Here is a 17,624-nt window from a genome sequence, read left to right as displayed (position 1 = left end):
AAAGGAAGCCAACGAATTAGTGCCTCTTCAATCTGTATTACCCTGCGATTTATGGCCGCCCATGCCCATCTGCAAGACCAGATCCGTCAACTTCCACATCGTCCGGGTGTGTACAAGTACTTTGATGATGAAGGTATCATCTACGTAGGCAAAGCTATTGACCTGCGTAAACGAGTGAGCAGCTATTTCACCAAGCAGGATCACAATAAGAAAACGCAGCAGCTAGTAAAGAATATCAAACGAATCGAATTCACGATTGTGGACAGCGAGTCGGATGCGTTTCTGCTGGAGAACAACCTGATCAAGCAGCACCAGCCCAAATACAATATCCTGCTAAAGGACGGCAAGACTTATCCTTACTTGCTGCTTACCGACGAGCGTTATCCGCGTCTCATTCCCACGCGCAACAAGGTGCCTGGTGACGGGCATTATTTTGGCCCGTATGCCAACGGCTCTTCTCTCAACGTCGTGCTGGAGCTTATTCGGGCGCTATATCCCCTACGGACCTGCACATACAACCTGTCGCCCCAGAACATTGCCGCCGGTAAGTTCAAAGTGTGTCTGGAATACCATCTTGGTAATTGCAAAGGACCTTGTGAAGGATTGCAAGACGAGGAAACCTATAATAATCAGTACATCCAGCAGATCCGTCAGATTCTGAACGGCAACCTGACCATTCCTAAGCAATACTTCCGCGAGAAAATGACGCAGGCAGCTCAAGAGTTGCAATACGAGCTAGCGCATCAATTCAAGCAGAAACTAGATCGTCTAGACGCCTTTCAGGCCAAGAGCACTATCGTCAATCCCTCGCTTTCCAACATCGACGTGTTCAGTATTGCTTCCAATGAAAAGCTGGCGTTCATCAACTACCTGAAGGTGATGAATGGATCGATTATTCTGACGCAGTCCATTGAAGTTCATAAGAAGCTAGACGAGCCCGATGAAGAAATTCTAGCTTCTATGCTGATGCAGATGCGGGAGGAGTTCGGGAGTCAATCCAAGGAAATTCTGACAAACGTGCCCCTACCCACTTTGCCCCTCTTAGGTGTCGTCATCACGCAGCCACAAATTGGGGACAAACGCAAATTGCTAGAGCTAAGCATCAAAAACGTGCTTTATCTACGCAAGGAAAAGGAAAGCATGAACGAGCGCAGCAAGGACCTGAACGAGGTGCGCATCATGGAAACCATCAAAAAGGACTTGCGCCTTACGGAATTGCCCAAGCACATTGAATGCTTCGACAACTCCAACTTTCAAGGTGATAATCCGGTTGCGGCTATGGTGTGTTTTCGCAATGCCAAGGCCAGCAAGAAAGACTACCGCCACTATCATATCAAGACAGTAGTTGGGCCCAACGACTTCGACTCGATGTACGAAGTTGTTTCGCGCCGCTATCGTCGCCTGCTGGACGAAGGCGCATCGTTGCCTCAACTTGTCATAGTAGACGGAGGTAAAGGCCAATTGAGCATGGCAGTCAAGGCTTTGAGAGACTTGGACCTCTGGGGGAAAATAGCAGTGATTGGCATTGCCAAACGACTCGAGGAAATCTATGTTCCCAACGACCCACTGCCACTGTACATCGACAAGAAAAGTGAATCTCTACGTCTATTCCAGCGTATGCGCGACGAAGTACACCGCTTCGGCATTACTTTCCACCGCAGCCGCCGCGACGCCGCGACGCTCAAAACGGAGCTAACAGACGTAAAAGGGCTAGGCCCTATTACTGCTGATAAGTTATTGAGCAAGTTCAAGTCCGTGAAGAAAATACGGGAGTTGAGTGAAAGTGACCTGATAGCCGAAGTAGGAAAAGCCAAAGCCAAGGTGCTTATCAACTACTTTTCTCAGCAGGAGCAAGGAGAAACTGTCGATTAGGTGCTAACCAACCTACGGCTGCTATAGCCAAAAAAAGTCCCACTCAAATATTCGAGTGGGACTTTTCAGTAAAGAAGAATTTATCGATCTAGAAGCTCCAGAGGTTATACTCGTACTCAATCAGATCGGAAGCAGCTTGCTGCGAAGCCAGAATGCCTTGCTGCTGACCGCCATAAATCTCATCCAGACGGGCATCATTCGGGTTGGACACCTTCACGATGTAGGAGTTGAATAACCATAGTTCGAAAGCATCAGCTAGGTTCTTGTGTTGCGCGTCGTTCTGCGAGTTAAACCAGATAGCCTTATCTGGATTATTGCGGAACACCTTCACCAAGTCGCTGTACTTGAAAGTGGCTATCTCTTTCTCAATTCCTGATGTATTGGAACTCAGAGTAGATGGTACTAGCAGCTTGATAGTTTTGATATCATGATACATCCGCGACCGTTTCTTGTCGAAGATCATATCTTCTTTCAATTCCATCTGATACAAGTCCTTCGGACGGTACTCGTAACTAGGTGGAGCCGCTGGAGCTTTAGCAACTGCTTTACCACCTTTTTTCTTGGATACTGGAGCACCCCAATCGTCTACGGCTTCTTCTGAAAAACCAGCTGCTTTTTCCTCGTCACTCAAACCTGCGCTAGCCTCAGCATACGACATGTTGGCTGATACTTCAGCAGGAGTGAAGGTTGATGTCAAGGAATCATTCCGGTAAGCCTGCAATTCGCCACGCTTCACCGCATCAGTAATGATCCGGCTGATTTCCTTACCCTCCGAGAACATCGGCTTGTTCTGCTTCTCACGTAGGTCAATAGCCCGCGTGATAGTTTTGCGGAACATGATATCCGAGTTTGGGATCGGGCGGTACGAGCCGTTGCTGCTCGCTGTGGTGGCTTGTTCCTGAGCTGAAGCTGCCACCGACAGCGTCAGACCGGCCGTCAGAGCGGCTAAAGAAAGGAATTTGTTCATACCGAAGTAATCAAAAAAGAGCTACAGTTAGTTCAGAAGAGTAACGTTTACAGCAGCGGAATATTGAACTGCTTTGTTACGTTTACTTGCTCGGTTTGATCCTGGAAGTTCATACGCTGCACCTGCTTCACCTCGATGAAGAGACGGTCACCTTCACGAGCCGAGTTAACGATGTCGCTTAGGTCAGCAGTTGGGCCATTGATAGTGCGAGCTGGCATGGCTGGACGCTTACCACGAACCAGCGTTACTTCATAGCTGGATACACGATAGCGAGCATCTTCTGGCAAGAACGTAGCGAAACCTGCATCTGGCACTGCGCGCAGCTGCATGTTACGTACAGCAGTGATAGGCGTACCTTGTTTCTCGTTTGCAGGACGACCACCTACTACGCACTGAATTTCAGGCTTTGGGATAGGACGTACCTGGAAGGTCTGCGAGCCGATAGGGTTACCACCACTGCTTACGCTTAATGTTACCTCACGGGAGTTTGGTATCAGGGTAACCTCACCTTTCGAAGCGCCTTTGATGGTAGAAGCACCGGAAGCCGAGAAGCTAGGATCATACTGAGCACCCAATGCAGGTACCTGTACGCTAAGCTTGTTACCACACTTGAAGTAAAGAGCTTGTACCGAAGCCGACTGCACCTGCATTACTGGCTTAGTCACAGTGTAGGGAACAGTTACTTTGAAAGTGGTATCACGACCATTCTGCTTGAAGCGGATGGTTCCAGTCCACTGTGCCTTGGCATTACCTGCTGCATCAAAAGCACCGGGGCGAGCTGTAAATTCTACCTTGCCTTTACCAGTGGAAGCGTCAACGCTCAACGGTGAACCGTTCAACGTCATGGTTGGGCGCAAGCCTGTAGCGGAAGCAGTTAAGAAAAGGTCTGCTTTATACTTCGTACCTGCTGCCACCGTGTTTGACTCAGCGCTAGCGAAAGCTCCTACTTTATCGAACACGATGATGCTACCACCTATCTCTTGTGACAGTTTCGACAATGCGTCAGACTCATACTTCAACACTTCAGTTTCTTTCTGCGAAAGAGTAGCCAAAGCTGCTACCAATGGGGTGTTTTCAAAGTTCAGCTCAGCAAAGTTTTTGCTACGCTGCTCTGGATCCGTAACCATTGGGTCTTCCTTAGCGTCAAGTGCTAATGGAGTAGCATTCGGAATAATCTTCTTGATATAATCAGAGTACTCGTTCAGCTTGCTCTTCATCTCATAAGCAGCCCCGTCGCGCTTGCCACCCAGCATGGTAATGGCCACCTTGTCTTCCGCACTCATGTTCTTGTACTCGTTCTTGCCTTTCACGTTCTCAGTGGCAGCAACGAGCTTGTCACGAACACCGCGCAGATAGTCGATCATCTGCTTGGTACGCTCACGTACTTGTTCGCTTTGCTTTAGGATAGCGACATCCTTAGGGGTATTCCGGTTCTTTTCAACCTGGGCAGCAATGCCCTTCACTGTTCCATCGTGGTCCTTCGATACCTTCTCGTTAATTCCGAAGAGGCTATCGTCAAGGAATTTGAATTTCAGCAATATTGCTGAGTTTACCTGTAGGGCCAGAAGTGCAGTCAGTACTAGGTACATCATGCCTATCATCTTCTGCCGTGGAGTTTCTTTTCCTCCCGCCATTGCGTCTGCCTAGTTATATAGTGGGCCCGAAATTTTCTTCGCTACTACCTAATTAGCTGGTAGCGCGCATAGCATTTAGCATATTGCCGTACACACGGTTCAAAGAGTGAAGATTGCCAGTCAAAGCAGATACCTCATCTTTGAATTTCTCGGTGTCTTTGCCAGCTTCGGTCATGTTCTGCATGGCCTGGCTGAGCGTTCCATAGAATTGGTTCATGGACTTGAGGTGCGTGTTGGCATCCTGCAGTTCCATCTCGTACACTGCGTTCAGGGCGCCCAGATTTTTGGTCACTGTTTGCACCTGTACATGGTACTCTTTAGCATCTTTTGTAGCATCCGACATAGCACTCATTGCTTGTGCAGTGTTGGCGTATGCTTCATTGATGCGCTCAAGCGAGGTAGCAGCAGAGCGTACTTTAGCAGTATACTCGTCTGTAGCGTTAGTGGCTTCGCCAAGAGTGGAAAGCTGCTGGGTGGTAGTGCTCAGGCGGTTCAGCCCCTGGCCCAAAGACGAAATAGCCTCTGGTGTTACGTTGGCATCTTTCAGCATATCATCCAGCTTGCGAGTTAAGCCTTTGCTGTTGCTCTTTTCTTCAACGAACTTGTTGCTGTTGGTTGAAGGATCATAACCCTCAGATAGTTCTGGATATACCAAAGACCAGTCTGGAGCCTTTTCGGCTGGTTGGAATGCGCTTAAGAAGAAGATAACGGCCTCCGTTCCCAGACCAACGATTAGCATAATGTCAGCACCCTTCCAGTGCTGGATTTTAAACAAAGCTCCAATGATTACGACTGCGGCCCCGATGCCATAAATTTTGGGCATCAGCACATCATAGAGAAAACTACCGCCTTTAGCTGCCATGTGAATTGATTGTTGGAAAGAGAGGTTGGTGATTGAGTAAAACGCGAAAACAGAATAGAAAATCGGTAATGAGCGGATGCCTGATTAGTTCAAGCTGCTGTTGGTACCCATACCAATTTGGATCATGGCTGTGCGGAAGCCGATGAACGAACGGGAAGAGTCCTGGTATTCAAAGTTGCGAGTACCTGTCTCCAAGAAGTAGGCGATATCCTTCCAAGAACCACCGCGCACTACTTTGCGAGGCTCGTTGTCATCAGGGTTAGTTGGGTTCATGTCCCATACCACTGGTACGGAGGCTTCCATATATGCATCATCGCACCACTCCGCTACGTTACCTGACATATCGTAGAGACCGAAGTCATTCGGGAAGAACGCACCAACAGGGGAAGTGTACGCGTAACCGTCCGAAGCATAGTCGCCGCGACCGGGCTTGAAGTTAGCCAGCATACACCCTTTAGAGTTGCGCAAGTAAGGACCGCCCCATGGGTAGGTAGCTAGGTCGCGACCACCGCGAGCGGCGTACTCCCACTCTGCTTCTGACGGTAGGCGGAAGTTAGGTGTAGCTGCAATGCCAGCTTCTTCATTCGCTACGTTCTTGTTCTTGGTGCGCCAGTTGCAGAAATACTTGGCAGCAAACCAGTCCACACCAACAACCGGATAGTCGTCAAACGCGGGGTGCGTGTAATAGTATTCCATCAGGGGGTCACCCATGTGGTAAGTGAAGTCACGAACCCACACCGTTGTATCGGGATACAACTCCGTCATCACGTACTCCTCGCCAAGTACATCAATCGAATCCTGCCGAATGGCATTCATGAATTGACGGTATTCGTTATTGGTGATTTCGGTTTCATCCATGTAGAAGCCGGCAATAGTTACCTGCTTGTTCATGTTAACCATGGAGGCCGAAATATCTTGGTCTGTTTGGCCCATATGAAACGTACCACCTGGGCAGGGTACCATCCCAAAAGGAACTTCTTGGGGGTTAAATTCAGGCCGGTCCTCTGCCCCAACCAGGTCGCCTTGTGGTCCTTTACTAAAACCACAGCCCCCCAGAATCAGTGCCGACAAGGCAACGAGAGGCAATCCGAAAAACTTATTCATGTGAGGAAGTAAAATGACTGTTGAGGCGGCGATACCAGAAGATTACAATTTTTCGAGTTGGCAAATCTAACGAAACTTACGTTCGTGCGCAAACCAAACGGTCAATGCCTTGCATTTGTCTGCGAACTAACGAGGACGCTAGCTAAACGACGAAACACAAGGAGTTAGTGCCTAGTTCCTAGAAATCCTTCCCTCACGTAATCAAGGCATCGGAATGAACCGCTGCAACAAAGAAGTTTAGAAACTGTAACGTGGAGTGCGAATTGCGGGGCGAGTAGCCATGTTGGGTTTGGGCAGACGATAAGAGAGCATTATCTCGTGCGAGCCGAGCGCACGCGCATCTTGGTTGAATGCAATAAAATCGAAAGCATACCCTATCCGTAGCGCATTGTCTTTCGCAATCGCCAGCCCTGCCATACCCGTAAACGACTCGTCGTAACGGTATCCTAGCCCACCCCAAAACTTATCATTAAACGTGGCTCGAACGTTTGCTTCGTACGAGTTATTCTTGAACGTGAATTTTCCATCATCACCAAACTTCCCAGGCAGTACCATCTTCACTAGTACTGAAGGAGTAACTACAACGGAAGGAGACGCTTCGATATTGTAACCGGCCGTGAAATACGAATGATTTTCACCAATATATCTAGCTGTGCTTTGATAGCTGACATTACCACTTGCATCGGTTAGAGCACTTTGGAATTTGTACTCAGCACGCAACAGGTTGTTTACACTTAAGCCGGCGTACAGTGTTGGAGACTCGTACCACACCCCCGCTCCCACATCGAACTTGTTGTCTGATCCATCACGCGGAACACTAGGGTCGTTTTCGTCAATGAAACGGTATACCCCTTTCGACAAATTCGTGTATGCTCCTTGTACCCCAATGCCCAGTTTGCCTTCACCTACCTGAATGTGTTTGGAGTAAGAAAGCTGCGCATTTGTCATTTTGAACTGCGCAACCTCGTCCCGGTACACATGAAAGCCTATACCACCACCTAATACGGGCACCGGCAATGAACCGGTTATCATGTATGTTTTGGGCTCTCCCCCTTCGTCAAAGGAAGCGTTGTAGTTGAAATATTGGTAACGGCCGATTGCGGTTATTTCACCCTGTCCCTTAATCCCAGCATATGCTGGGTTCAGATACATTCCATTGAAGCCATAGTGTGTGAACTGTGGCTGCTGTTGCGCTAACGCAGTACCCGTAACTGCTGTTAACAGGAACGCAGAAAGTATAGTTACTTTCATACAAACATCTGATTTAAGGTGCATTACAAGTAGGATTGTTGGGAGGGAGGGGTTTTCAAATGTATCGTAAAAAACCCTGTGCAACAAATCCTAAGTATAAATCAAACGGGGAAGCAGATGCACTGCTTCCCCGTCTATCGTACTCAAACGTTTTGTTTGCCGTTCTTGTTTTTCTCCTTCCCTATATCGGGTCCGTGATGGTCGCGAATATAGGCCTCGATTGCGCCAGTCATGGAAGGCGCATTGGGTTGGGGCGCCTCAATATCTAGCTCTAAACCGGCATCTAGCACTGCCTTGGCTGTTGTGGGACCAAAGGCTGCTATGCGAGTACCATTTTGCTCGAAGTCTGGAAAATTGACAAACAGAGAGCTGATACCTGAAGGACTAAAGAAAGCAATACAGTCGTACTTAACGTCCGTAAGGTCTGACAAGTCGCTGGCGACAGTTCTGTAGATGACAGCTTCTGTGAACTTGAAGTTGTTGGCTCTCATGAACTCGGGAATGTCATCCTTCCGAATATCAGAGCACGGATAAAGAAACTTCTCGCTTTTGTGCTTCTTGATAACATCAAACAAATCGGCTGCCGTACGCTGGCCTACGAAGAGTTTGCGCTTACGCAACACAATGTATTTCTGCAGATAGTTAGCGGTCTGCTCTGAAATACAGAAGTACTTCATCTCAGCTGGCATCTCCTGCTTCGCCTCTTGGCAAATCCGGAAAAAATGGTCTACTGCATTGCGGCTAGTGAAAATGACTGCCGTATGCTCAAGGATATTGACCTTTTCTTTGCGGAAATCCTTGTAAGAGACTGGCTGTACCTCGATAAACTCACGAAAATCTACTTTGATGCCATATTTCTCAGCAATGGCAAAATAGGGGGAGACATCGGTGGTCGGCTTAGGCTGGGTGACAAGGATGCTGGAGATTCGCTTGGCATGACGGCCCGTCCCCGGTTTGTCTTTGCTCTCGGCCATAGGGTAAAAGAAAGGGTAGGTCTAATGCAATAGGAAAGTGTCGGCGTCAGTCTGTTCCGTACAAGTGAAATACGGAAGGTCAGTACGTGAAAACGATTAGTTTAAGCAGAATGACTAATGGAATTACTTCAGTGGCGCAAAGGTAAGAAAACAAATGCAGATTCAAGAGGGAAGTCTTACGGTGCAGGGTCCGTGCTACCCGTATAACTGTTCCTACCAACAACAAGGAAACCACCCCGTTGGACACCCAAAGCACCGTAGAAGGGAGCGTTTGGTTGAGCCCTAAGTAGAGAAGCATAACCAAGGGTAGAAACAGGCCCAAGAAGAGGATGGTGCGGATAAATTCTCGGTACTGTACAAGCACTACTTCTCCAACATCGAAGATGTAGCCCATCAATTCCAAGAATAGATACTTACCCAATACAAACCCTGCAATAAGAACAGTATAGAGCAGCACTCTAACTACTAATGCAGATTCGGGCACGTCGAACAAGCGACGTAGTATGATGATGTTCTGCACATTCGTATGAATGGCCACCAGCAGAAGCGCAAAAGACAATGAAAAGACTAGAACCAGCAGAATATTCAACCACGTAACGGTGGGTTTGATCAAAAAGTCTTGCTCGGCTGTGGAACGGCTCCACAGCCCTTCGAACTGGTAGATACGAGCGAAGCCAGGCTGATAAGCTGCCCGAATACTTCCATACAATAGCCCAATCAGTAAAAGAAAACACAGGAACACATTCTCGCCCGGATGGCTACGGACCAACGGCTGGGCTAGGGTTTGCGTGGTTGGCTTGGTGGGGTTCGTGGTGGTTAAGGCTGTGAACTGAACGTTGGAGAAAGAGCTTAAATTAGGTGCTACTTGAGGGTGCCACACGCATAAAAGATGAGGTCCTGGCACGCTGCCTGCTGGAAGCAACTTAGATAAGTCTTCACTGTAAGACGCAGTGGTAGGCGCCGTAAAAACGAGTCGGTTGTCGAGAAACAGGCTTTGGCCGGCGCGGGCAGTGAAGCTAATGAGCAGTGGCTGGTTGGGACGTAGTGTCAGCCACTGATAATAAGCCCGCGAAGGCGCATGGTAATCGGGCAGGTACAGAACCAAACGATTACGCGGCGCGTCGTAGATAAGCCAGTCGGATGAGAGGCCGCTACGGGGCGCCGGAGGAAGCTGCCGATACTCGGCCCCCCATGCGGAAAGCAACGGCCACACACCAAAGAGCAGCACCAGCAAATACGGCCGAAGAACTGTGCGGCTGTGGTGTTTCTGACTCATCTGTAGTTCAAGCGTTCAGGTGCTAGGAAGCCACCCGCTGCTTTTCAGCGGCACGACTACGGTACACCCCCAGAAATATGCTCAACAGCAACGAGAAGGCGACAAGAGCAGCAATAAGCAAGGTGTTGCCGAGCGTATGAAAGTTGATAACAAACAAAATGACCACCAGGTTGAGCGACCCCAACAAGAGCACCGTACCAATTTGCTGAAAGCCCATGGCTAGAATACGGTGATGGAAATGGTTTTTGTCGGGAGAGAATGGCGAACGGCCCGCCATCATGCGCAAAATAAATACGCGTAGCGTGTCGAACAGAGGAACGAACAAAATGCCAGCGGCCACCGATGGCGCTGAAGAAGCGAAAGGCTGCCCCACCTTGAGGCCCATCTCAACAAACTGAATGGTAAGCACCGAGACAATAAAGCCACAGACCAATGAGCCAGTATCACCCATGAAAATGCTGGCTCTATGAAAGTTGTAGCGCAGGAAACCGATAATCCCACCAATCAAGCAAACTGACACGAACACGTAATTGCTGTAGCCAGGCCCGCCGTAGCGCATGAAATAATATCCAAACGTGCTAACGATGATAATGACGATGCTGCCAGCTAGCCCATCAAGTCCATCAATGAGGTTGATAGCATTCGTGATGCCTACAATGACGACGAAAGTGAAAGCGTAGCTAATGCCAACTGGCAACTCATGCACGCCCAGAATACCCTGAAAGCTGGTAAGGCGGACATCGGCCATAATCATGACTATACCCGTGGCCAGCAGTTGCCCAACAAACTTCTTGGTCACGGATATCGTGACCAAATCGTCTTTCAACCCTACGAAGAAGAGCACAATACACCCGGCCAATAGTTGCTGAATGCCGTTGCCGAGGTCGGCGAAAATAGTGAGGGCCGACATAAACCCTGCGAATATGGCCACACCGCCCAAACGGGGCGTCAAGGATTCATGCACGGTACGCACATTGGGCGTGTCGAGCATATTTTTCAGGTGAGCAATGTAGATAATAGAAGGCACCGCGAACAGGGCCACTAAAAAAGCCCACAGAAACGATAAGCTCAACTGTATTCCGAGAGGATTCATCACGCAACGACTTAAAATAAAGCACTAGTTGCGCAACGGAAGGCTGCACCACTACTGCGGGAAATACTAGCCGTGCAACACGCCTTCGCGGCCGAGCAAGGGGATAGAAGTAAGATTGGCAGGTACGATAGAATCAGGCACGAAAATAAATTTCTTGTCGAAAACCTGCGTGTCGCGGTAGTAGCTCACCCAATACTGGTTGTTGAGGTGAAAAAGGTCGGGGTCGATGGGCTCAATGGGCACAGCAGTATGAGGTTCTACTTCGGTGAAAACATGCCGCAGGGTGGAGGTACGCACCGCCTCCCCATCAGGGCGCGTGCCGTAGCCGTTGGAGTTAACGATAACGTTGCGGATAGGAAAGCCATTATCGTTGAGTAGATACACCTGCCACCCTTCCTTGCCCTCTTCTGTAGCGGCGGCCTCATCGGGAACTACAGCCACAGAAACTCCTTCTACTGGTTGAAAATTGATATGTTCTTTCATGAAATCCTAACTGCTACTGGTATTGATTCCGAAGTGTACACGCTGCCTGGTTGATGGCCAGTGTAGCGCTTACTCTGTAAGCTCTGCTTTAAACAGGCGCCCCAACTGGAGCACTAAACGGTTCTGCACATCAACCAATGGCACTGCTTCACCTAGTTCCTGCTGAAGGGAGGTGACTGCTTTGTCGGTGATGCCGCAAGGTACAATGTGGCCGAAGTATGTGAGGTCGGTATTTACGTTGAGCGCGAAGCCATGCATGGTCACCCATCGGCTGCATTTCACGCCTAATGCACATATTTTGCGCGGATTCAGGTCTCCTTCCTCGAAGCCGAGCCAGACTCCAGTCAGCCCGGCAATACGACCGGCCCGCAGGCCATATTCCGCTAGAGTCAGAATAACGGCTTCCTCCAAGAGGCGCAAGTAGCGGTGAATGTCGGTGAAGAAATTGTCGAGGTCGAAAATCGGATATCCTACCAGTTGGCCTGGGCCGTGGTAAGTGATATCGCCGCCACGGTTGATATGATGAAAAGTGGCACCGTGCGCATTCAGCTGCTCTTCACTTAGCAGCAGGTGTTCTGGTTTGCCGCTCTTACCTAGTGTATATACGTGCGGGTGTTCCACCAGCAGCAAATAATTAGGCGTGTCAGTTGGTGTCCCACCCGATTCGAGGGCCTGTCGGTTACGGGTTTTGTGAGCCAGCGTATCGCTTAGCAACTGTTCTTGGTACGCCCACGCATCAGCATACGGCATCAAGCCAAGCCGCTCCACTCTAATGTGACGGTTCTGGCCAGCAGTGGCCGCGGACGTAGCATCCGGGGAGGCAGCAACAGGCGCCGATTCTGCGCAATGACTATACGTATGCATGGCAAAAAACTTGTAACCGTCCGACAGCACTATGCGCAACAGCTAGATAATTGCGTTGGTGCCACCCCCACCTTATTCCCTTGGACCTAAGCGGAAAATGCGCAAAGTTACTAGATTAAGCGCCAAACCCAACCCATATCAGACAGGCACTAACACGACCTTGCCTTTTCGGCGTTTTCTCTACTATTATCTCGTAGATGGCCAATCAAGCGCACCAACTAGGACAAGACGGTGAACAAGCAGCTGCCTCTTTTCTTGCCGCGTTGGGCTACGAGATACTGTATCGTGGCTACCGCCACGGCCGGGCCGAGGTCGACTTGGTGGCACGGTGGGGGCCACACTTGCTCGTGCTGATCGAGGTGAAAGCTCGCTCGTCCAACCACTTCGGTTATCCTGAAACCTTTGTGACCGAACGCAAAAAACAGTTGTTCCGCTTGGCTGCCGAGCAGTTGCAAGAAAATCTAATGTGGCCCCACGACATCCGCTTCGATATTTTGGCCGTCACGCCCAGTAAGGAAGGCCTGCGGGTAGAACACTTCGAAGATGCCTTTTACTGAACTGCCTACTGCCAGCTGAACCAGCTAGCAACTACTTTTTTCGGCCGGGCCGGTCGGTTATGGCATCGCGCTTGTCGAGCTTGTCTTTCTCATAGACCAGCACTCCGTTGCGGTTGTATTCTTTTACCAGCGTCGGCTCTGCCACTTCCGGATCATACCCCGACTCGCCATATTGATACACGTAGTGGCGGCGGTTACGGAAGCCCCAGTATTTGATCCACTCTCCTACTTTCTTGCCGTTCTCGAACTCACCGGACCAGTCACGCTGCCCGTTTTCCTGGTAGCGAGCATACTCGCCTTCCAGCTTGCCGTTCACGTAGGGCACCACTTCTTTCACCAGTTTATGATCGGTGTCATAGTACGTGACGTTGGCATCACGCGGGAAGCCCATTTCGTAATGAATCTTACTGGTTAGTACATTGTCCTTGGTGGTTTTTTCCCACCGCAGGTGCTTTGTGCCGACGGCGAAAAAGCCGGTTTCAATTAGCTTACCCCCCTGGAATTTCTTGTACGGACCGTGCAGCACTTTATCGGTAGCCGGGTTCAGTTCGGTAGCGGCCCGGAAAATCTTGCGTTTGCGGGGATTGAAATAGTAGACTGTGGTGGAGTAGGCATTTGGCTCCTTGTAGGTCTTGAGGTAGTAGAATATCTCAAGCACCTGGTTTTTGCCTTTGGGACCCGATTTAGCAAACCCCTTCTTGATTCGCTCACCCAGGAAGATGTTTTTCTTCTTTTTGGTTTTGCGCAGTTCGGCCCTCTCTTTGTCTTTGGCCGCTTTTTCCTGCGCTTTCGTTAATGCCGCAACCTTCTTGGGGTCTAGAGAAGGAGCCTTGGTAGTGTCCCCAGACGTGGCCAAGGTATCGTTGAGAGCCAACGCGGGTACGTCGGTGCGGCTATTAAACGATACTGTTTTCTTGGAGCACGCTCCTAGGCTAGTTACTAGCAACAGTAAAGTAAAGAGACGGGATAGGCGCATTGGAGCTAATACAGACAGTTTTCGCAGCATCAAACGCAAAGATATAGGGTTTTGGTGCCCTGCTGTAAGTTGTTGGTTTCTAGCCCCCATTCCTATGGATAGCCAGAATATGTTTGAAAACATAAGGACCCCAGAAAAGCAAAACCTCACCAGCAAGTGCCAGTGAGGTTTTGTACCATCTTAGACTTCTACTACTATTTTAAACTACTCAGCGGCCAGCAAATCGGCGCTACGCTTCACAAAGGCAGTAAGCGCTTCGCCTTTCAGCATGTTTTGCGCTAACAGGGCAAGGTCGAAGGCTTGGCGTGCGAGCTTCTGGCCGGCTTCGGCTTCGGCGTGCAGCACCCGCTGTGCCACTGGATGGTTGGCGTTTACACTCACGGTGTAGCTGTCGGGGAGGCTACCAAACATTTGCATACCGCCGCCACCTGTGCGCTGCATATCCTTCATGCGGCGCATAAACTCTGGTACGGTGATGATAACCGGCGCATCCTGCGGCGAAAGAGCCGACACCTGCACCTGCATCTGCTCGTTGCTGACAGCCGTTTTGAATAGCTCTTGCAGTTTGGTTTTGTCGTCTTCGCTGAGCACGCTTTCAGTTTGCTCGTCCTTCTCAATCAGCTTGCCTACCGTATCAGCATCTACGCGCTTGAAGGAGGTTTTTTCAAGCTTCTGCTCTAGCTGTCCGATAAAGTGCGGATCCAGCACGGCATCCAGCTTCAGCACATCGTAGCCTCGGTCTTGCGCGGCCTGAATGAAGCCGTGCTGCGCTTCGGCATCCGTCGTGTACAGCACCACGGTTTGGTCGTTTTTGTCTTTCTGGTTGGCTTGTACGAACTCCTGGTACTCGGGCAGAGTAAAGAATTTGCCGGCTACGTTCTGCACCAACGCAAAGTCCTTGGCCTTTTCATAGAACTTGTCATCAGACAACATACCGTACTTCACGAACAGGCCGATATCTGGCCACTTCTCCTCGAAGCCCGTGCGGTCTTTGCGGTACAGTTCGGCCAACTTATCGGCCACTTTCTTGGTGATGTAGCTGTTGATTTTGCGAACGTTGCCGTCGGCTTGCAGGAAGCTCCGCGACACGTTCAGCGGAATATCTGGCGAGTCGATAACACCGTGCAGCAACATCAGGAACTCGGGCACCACATCTTTAACCTCGTCCGTGATGAACACTTGGCGCGAGTAGAGCTGAATCTTATTGCGCTGAAATTGCAGCTCGTCCTTCACCTTCGGGAAGTACAGAATACCCGTCAGGTTGAACGGGTAGTCAACGTTGAGATGAATCCAGAACAGCGGCGGCTCCGAAAACGGATACAGCTCCTGGTAGAACTTGGTATAGTCTTCGTCAGTAAGGTCGGCGGGCTGCTTGGTCCAGATGGGAGCCGTCTGGTTGATAACCTCGCCCTCAAACTCTATCTCAACGGGCAGAAACTTGCAGTACTTGGTAAGAATGCCTTTCAACCGAGCTTCTTCCAGGAACTCGTCGGAGTCTTCGGCTACGTGCAGCACCACATCGGTGCCCCGCTCAGCTTTGGCGTGTTCTCCAGTGGGCTCGTCGAGAGTGAATTCGGTACTACCGTCGCAAATCCAGTGGGCAGTCAGGGTGTCGTCTTTATACGACTTCGACCAGATTTCCACCTCCTTGGCTACCATGAAGGCCGAATAGAAGCCTAGACCGAACTGACCGATAATCTGGTCTTTGGCAGCAGCATCCTTCTCTTTGTACTTTTCTACGAATTCCGTAGCACCTGAGAAAGCAATTTGGTTGATGTATTTCTTGATTTCCTCGGCCGTCATGCCCAGACCCCGGTCCGAAATCGTGATTTTGCGGGCTTCCTTGTCCACGGTCACCCGGACTTTCAGCTCGCCTAATTCCCCTTTGAATTCGCCTAACTGCCCCAGGCTTTTCAGCTTCTGCGTGGCATCTACAGCATTGCTGACCAGCTCTCGCAGGAAGATTTCGTGGTCGGAGTACAGAAACTTCTTGATGATGGGGAAAATATTCTCGGTATGAATCGAGATACTGCCTTTCTCTTGCATGGCACGTTGGCTGTGAGGTGTATAAACTAAAATTCAGACGTTATGCCAGCCCCTAGTAGGAACCGGCTCGTAGCAAACCCGTTTCAAAACCTATTCCACCTCTTCCCCGCTGTCAGTTTGACAGCCTAATATGCCGCCAAGCACCCTGTAAAGCACGTTGCGGAGTTCTATGCCCGACCCGTGAAGATGGTGCCGCTGATATACCTGGCCGTCCGTCGCCCGCTACTTACCCTTCTAAATGCTAACGGTTGTTACCACCTAACACGTTGATTTGCCTACCGCTGAATGGCATACGCGGCTTGCCATTCCCGCTCTAGTTCTAGTACCACCGAATCAGAGCCGGTTAGCCAATCGAGGGCAGCAGGGGTATCTGAAAAGAACTGTACATTGGCGTTTAAGTACTGTCGGCCATCGTTGATGACGCTGTCTACTATCAACTGATTGTGAATCCCTTCGGGAAGAACCCAGCCTACATGGCGCAAAGGCATGGTGCGGGCACAGGGCAGCCACAACTCACTCAACCACGCTTGTTCTTCGATACCCAAAGCCGGCATAGAGCTGGAATCAATCAGCCAACGATTGGCACTATGCTGCAACGAAAACATCAGTAACTCGCCGAAAGCCAGCTGGAACAGAGGTAATGACATGGGCCCTTGCCACTGCCACCGCAGCAAGCGTAGCCTAGGATAAAATTGAATACACAGAGAATCAAGCAGACAAATCATGAGCGGCCAGCGGCAGCACTCATTCGCACCACTGAAGGCTACAAATTTACAGAAGGGCTTATCGGCAAATAGTACTTTTTCGGTGACGTTGAACTTTGCGACGACAAACACGCGTTTTAGGTCGCTAAGTTATCACGCTGCTTTCACCCACTTACCAACCACCCAGCTTTGCGCTAATGCAGGCACCGCAGTTGGTTTCGAGACTTCTACAAGCTCAACAATAGAACAAGCGCTACTGGAGCGGAAAACAGTAGCTGGCTGTCGGTAGCAGAACGGTCTTCGCCGGAAGTGGAAAGTGCTAGAGCTACTTTTTGCCTTCATACGAAGAGGGTTTCGCTGGCAGCAGTAGGGCGTTTGGGGTAAGGACGCAACGCAGAAGCAACATGGCGAAGCAGACGGGCAGCAAAGGTTTTCATAGCGGATAGCATCAGTGAAAGAAGCATCACAAAGGTCGGCTTCCTGTATTGCCACCGCATTGTTAGGGAGTTATGCTTTCATTAAGTCCACCCCCTATTGTCAATTGTTTCTGGGAATAATCTGACCAAGGTTCCGAATTCCCTTGTACATTTGTCCGTCTTCGACACATTGTTGCATATGCAAACTCTTCGGTCCCGGTTGGCTTTGGTGTTGCTGCTCTGCTTTACGCGGGTGCTGCTGCCAGAGGCGTGGATTCTGAATTTGCACGCCCACCAGCACACCACGGAAGAACCCACACTGGCTCCGGGAACCCTGAAAGGCAAGACCGTGCTGAGTGCCAAACACCAGCACTGCGACGTCAACCACTTCTACCACGTGCCTTTCCAGCCGGCACCGCCGCTGGAACTGCCGCAGCTTTTTGCAGCGTATGCGCGCACCCGCTCCGAATCACAGATTTCGGTGTGGCTATCGGCTACGCGCCCCACGGCCGATCTGCGCGGTCCGCCCTGCCGGTCCTAGACCT

16 protein-coding genes are annotated in these 17,624 nt (G+C 50.2%); 3 read left to right on the top strand and 13 right to left on the bottom strand.

Annotation, left to right across the window (positions count from 1 at the left end; genetic code table 11):
* Window positions 1-51: 51 nt before the first annotated feature.
* On the top strand, window positions 52-1,872 hold the full coding sequence (gene uvrC, locus MTX78_RS01950; RefSeq protein WP_243799422.1) for an excinuclease ABC subunit UvrC: 1,821 nt from the start codon (window positions 52-54) through the stop codon (window positions 1,870-1,872).
* An 88-nt stretch (window positions 1,873-1,960) separates the two neighbouring features.
* On the opposite strand, the gene porN is transcribed toward uvrC, so the two are convergent.
* The 10 genes from porN to lipB all read right to left on the bottom strand — a co-directional run bounded on the left by porN (window position 1,961) and on the right by lipB (window position 12,266).
* On the bottom strand, window positions 1,961-2,839 hold the full coding sequence (porN, locus tag MTX78_RS01945; protein WP_243799421.1) for a type IX secretion system ring subunit PorN/GldN: 879 nt from the start codon (window positions 2,837-2,839) through the stop codon (window positions 1,961-1,963).
* 47 nt (window positions 2,840-2,886) lie between these two features.
* Entirely contained in the window at window positions 2,887-4,428 is a 1,542-nt protein-coding gene (gene porM / locus MTX78_RS01940; RefSeq protein WP_243802792.1) for a type IX secretion system motor protein PorM/GldM, read from the bottom strand.
* A 97-nt stretch (window positions 4,429-4,525) separates the two neighbouring features.
* Entirely contained in the window at window positions 4,526-5,335 is an 810-nt protein-coding gene (porL, locus tag MTX78_RS01935) for a type IX secretion system motor protein PorL/GldL (protein WP_243799419.1), read from the bottom strand.
* An 84-nt stretch (window positions 5,336-5,419) separates the two neighbouring features.
* On the bottom strand, window positions 5,420-6,439 hold the full coding sequence (gene porK, locus MTX78_RS01930) for a T9SS ring complex lipoprotein PorK/GldK (RefSeq protein ID WP_243799417.1): 1,020 nt from the start codon (window positions 6,437-6,439) through the stop codon (window positions 5,420-5,422).
* A gap of 237 nt (window positions 6,440-6,676) precedes the next feature.
* Complete coding sequence (locus tag MTX78_RS01925) at window positions 6,677-7,690, bottom strand: PorP/SprF family type IX secretion system membrane protein (protein WP_243799415.1); 1,014 nt, start codon at window positions 7,688-7,690, stop codon at window positions 6,677-6,679.
* Window positions 7,691-7,833: 143 nt separating this feature from the next.
* Window positions 7,834-8,664 carry a uroporphyrinogen-III synthase gene (locus MTX78_RS01920; protein WP_243799413.1) on the bottom strand — a complete coding sequence of 277 codons (831 nt, stop codon included), beginning with the start codon at window positions 8,662-8,664 and terminating at the stop codon, window positions 7,834-7,836.
* A gap of 79 nt (window positions 8,665-8,743) precedes the next feature.
* Entirely contained in the window at window positions 8,744-9,940 is a 1,197-nt protein-coding gene (locus MTX78_RS01915) for a DUF4271 domain-containing protein (RefSeq protein ID WP_243799412.1), read from the bottom strand.
* A 22-nt stretch (window positions 9,941-9,962) separates the two neighbouring features.
* A complete protein-coding gene (locus MTX78_RS01910) occupies window positions 9,963-11,033 on the bottom strand; it encodes an MraY family glycosyltransferase (RefSeq protein WP_243799410.1) in 1,071 nt (356 codons plus the stop codon).
* Between the two features lie 66 nt (window positions 11,034-11,099).
* Window positions 11,100-11,516: a hypothetical protein gene (locus tag MTX78_RS01905; RefSeq protein WP_243799408.1), complete on the bottom strand. Its 417-nt coding sequence runs from the start codon at window positions 11,514-11,516 to the stop codon at window positions 11,100-11,102.
* A gap of 69 nt (window positions 11,517-11,585) precedes the next feature.
* Window positions 11,586-12,266 carry a lipoyl(octanoyl) transferase LipB gene (lipB, locus tag MTX78_RS01900; RefSeq protein ID WP_243802791.1) on the bottom strand — a complete coding sequence of 227 codons (681 nt, stop codon included), beginning with the start codon at window positions 12,264-12,266 and terminating at the stop codon, window positions 11,586-11,588.
* Window positions 12,267-12,577: 311 nt separating this feature from the next.
* On the opposite strand from lipB, the gene MTX78_RS01895 reads away from it, so the two are divergent.
* Window positions 12,578-12,937, top strand: a complete 360-nt coding sequence (locus MTX78_RS01895; RefSeq protein ID WP_243799406.1) for a YraN family protein — start codon at window positions 12,578-12,580, stop codon at window positions 12,935-12,937.
* Window positions 12,938-12,968: 31 nt separating this feature from the next.
* Here MTX78_RS01895 and MTX78_RS01890 read toward each other — a convergent pair whose 3' ends face one another.
* From MTX78_RS01890 to MTX78_RS01880, 3 genes are all read right to left on the bottom strand, one after another.
* Entirely contained in the window at window positions 12,969-13,913 is a 945-nt protein-coding gene (locus MTX78_RS01890; protein WP_243799404.1) for a toxin-antitoxin system YwqK family antitoxin, read from the bottom strand.
* A gap of 204 nt (window positions 13,914-14,117) precedes the next feature.
* Entirely contained in the window at window positions 14,118-15,959 is a 1,842-nt protein-coding gene (gene htpG, locus MTX78_RS01885) for a molecular chaperone HtpG (RefSeq protein WP_243799403.1), read from the bottom strand.
* 275 nt (window positions 15,960-16,234) lie between these two features.
* On the bottom strand, window positions 16,235-16,606 hold the full coding sequence (locus MTX78_RS01880; protein WP_243799401.1) for a hypothetical protein: 372 nt from the start codon (window positions 16,604-16,606) through the stop codon (window positions 16,235-16,237).
* Between the two features lie 672 nt (window positions 16,607-17,278).
* Between MTX78_RS01880 and MTX78_RS01875 the strand changes: the two genes are divergently transcribed.
* A complete protein-coding gene (locus MTX78_RS01875) occupies window positions 17,279-17,620 on the top strand; it encodes a hypothetical protein (RefSeq protein WP_243799399.1) in 342 nt (113 codons plus the stop codon).
* Window positions 17,621-17,624: the final 4 nt, after the last annotated feature.

This window comes from Hymenobacter tibetensis, from assembly GCF_022827545.1.
In the GTDB taxonomy this organism is placed as follows: Bacteria; Bacteroidota; Bacteroidia; order Cytophagales; family Hymenobacteraceae; genus Hymenobacter; species Hymenobacter tibetensis.
The sequence above is the reverse complement of the archived record's forward strand: the minus strand, read 5'-3'. Positions and strand labels throughout refer to the sequence as shown.

What these genes read in the sequence shown, in the direction of transcription:
- uvrC (WP_243799422.1), top strand. Translation starts at nt 52, where the DNA reads ATGGCCGCCCATGCCCATCTGCAAGACCAGATCCGTCAACTTCCACAT.
- porN (WP_243799421.1), bottom strand. Translation starts at nt 2,839, where the DNA reads ATGAACAAATTCCTTTCTTTAGCCGCTCTGACGGCCGGTCTGACGCTG.
- porM (WP_243802792.1), bottom strand. Translation starts at nt 4,428, where the DNA reads ATGTACCTAGTACTGACTGCACTTCTGGCCCTACAGGTAAACTCAGCA.
- porL (WP_243799419.1), bottom strand. Translation starts at nt 5,335, where the DNA reads ATGGCAGCTAAAGGCGGTAGTTTTCTCTATGATGTGCTGATGCCCAAA.
- porK (WP_243799417.1), bottom strand. Translation starts at nt 6,439, where the DNA reads ATGAATAAGTTTTTCGGATTGCCTCTCGTTGCCTTGTCGGCACTGATT.
- MTX78_RS01925 (WP_243799415.1), bottom strand. Translation starts at nt 7,690, where the DNA reads ATGAAAGTAACTATACTTTCTGCGTTCCTGTTAACAGCAGTTACGGGT.
- MTX78_RS01920 (WP_243799413.1), bottom strand. Translation starts at nt 8,664, where the DNA reads ATGGCCGAGAGCAAAGACAAACCGGGGACGGGCCGTCATGCCAAGCGA.
- MTX78_RS01915 (WP_243799412.1), bottom strand. Translation starts at nt 9,940, where the DNA reads ATGAGTCAGAAACACCACAGCCGCACAGTTCTTCGGCCGTATTTGCTG.
- MTX78_RS01910 (WP_243799410.1), bottom strand. Translation starts at nt 11,033, where the DNA reads ATGAATCCTCTCGGAATACAGTTGAGCTTATCGTTTCTGTGGGCTTTT.
- MTX78_RS01905 (WP_243799408.1), bottom strand. Translation starts at nt 11,516, where the DNA reads ATGAAAGAACATATCAATTTTCAACCAGTAGAAGGAGTTTCTGTGGCT.
- lipB (WP_243802791.1), bottom strand. Translation starts at nt 12,266, where the DNA reads ATGCCGTATGCTGATGCGTGGGCGTACCAAGAACAGTTGCTAAGCGAT.
- MTX78_RS01895 (WP_243799406.1), top strand. Translation starts at nt 12,578, where the DNA reads ATGGCCAATCAAGCGCACCAACTAGGACAAGACGGTGAACAAGCAGCT.
- MTX78_RS01890 (WP_243799404.1), bottom strand. Translation starts at nt 13,913, where the DNA reads ATGCGCCTATCCCGTCTCTTTACTTTACTGTTGCTAGTAACTAGCCTA.
- htpG (WP_243799403.1), bottom strand. Translation starts at nt 15,959, where the DNA reads ATGCAAGAGAAAGGCAGTATCTCGATTCATACCGAGAATATTTTCCCC.
- MTX78_RS01880 (WP_243799401.1), bottom strand. Translation starts at nt 16,606, where the DNA reads ATGTCATTACCTCTGTTCCAGCTGGCTTTCGGCGAGTTACTGATGTTT.
- MTX78_RS01875 (WP_243799399.1), top strand. Translation starts at nt 17,279, where the DNA reads ATGCAAACTCTTCGGTCCCGGTTGGCTTTGGTGTTGCTGCTCTGCTTT.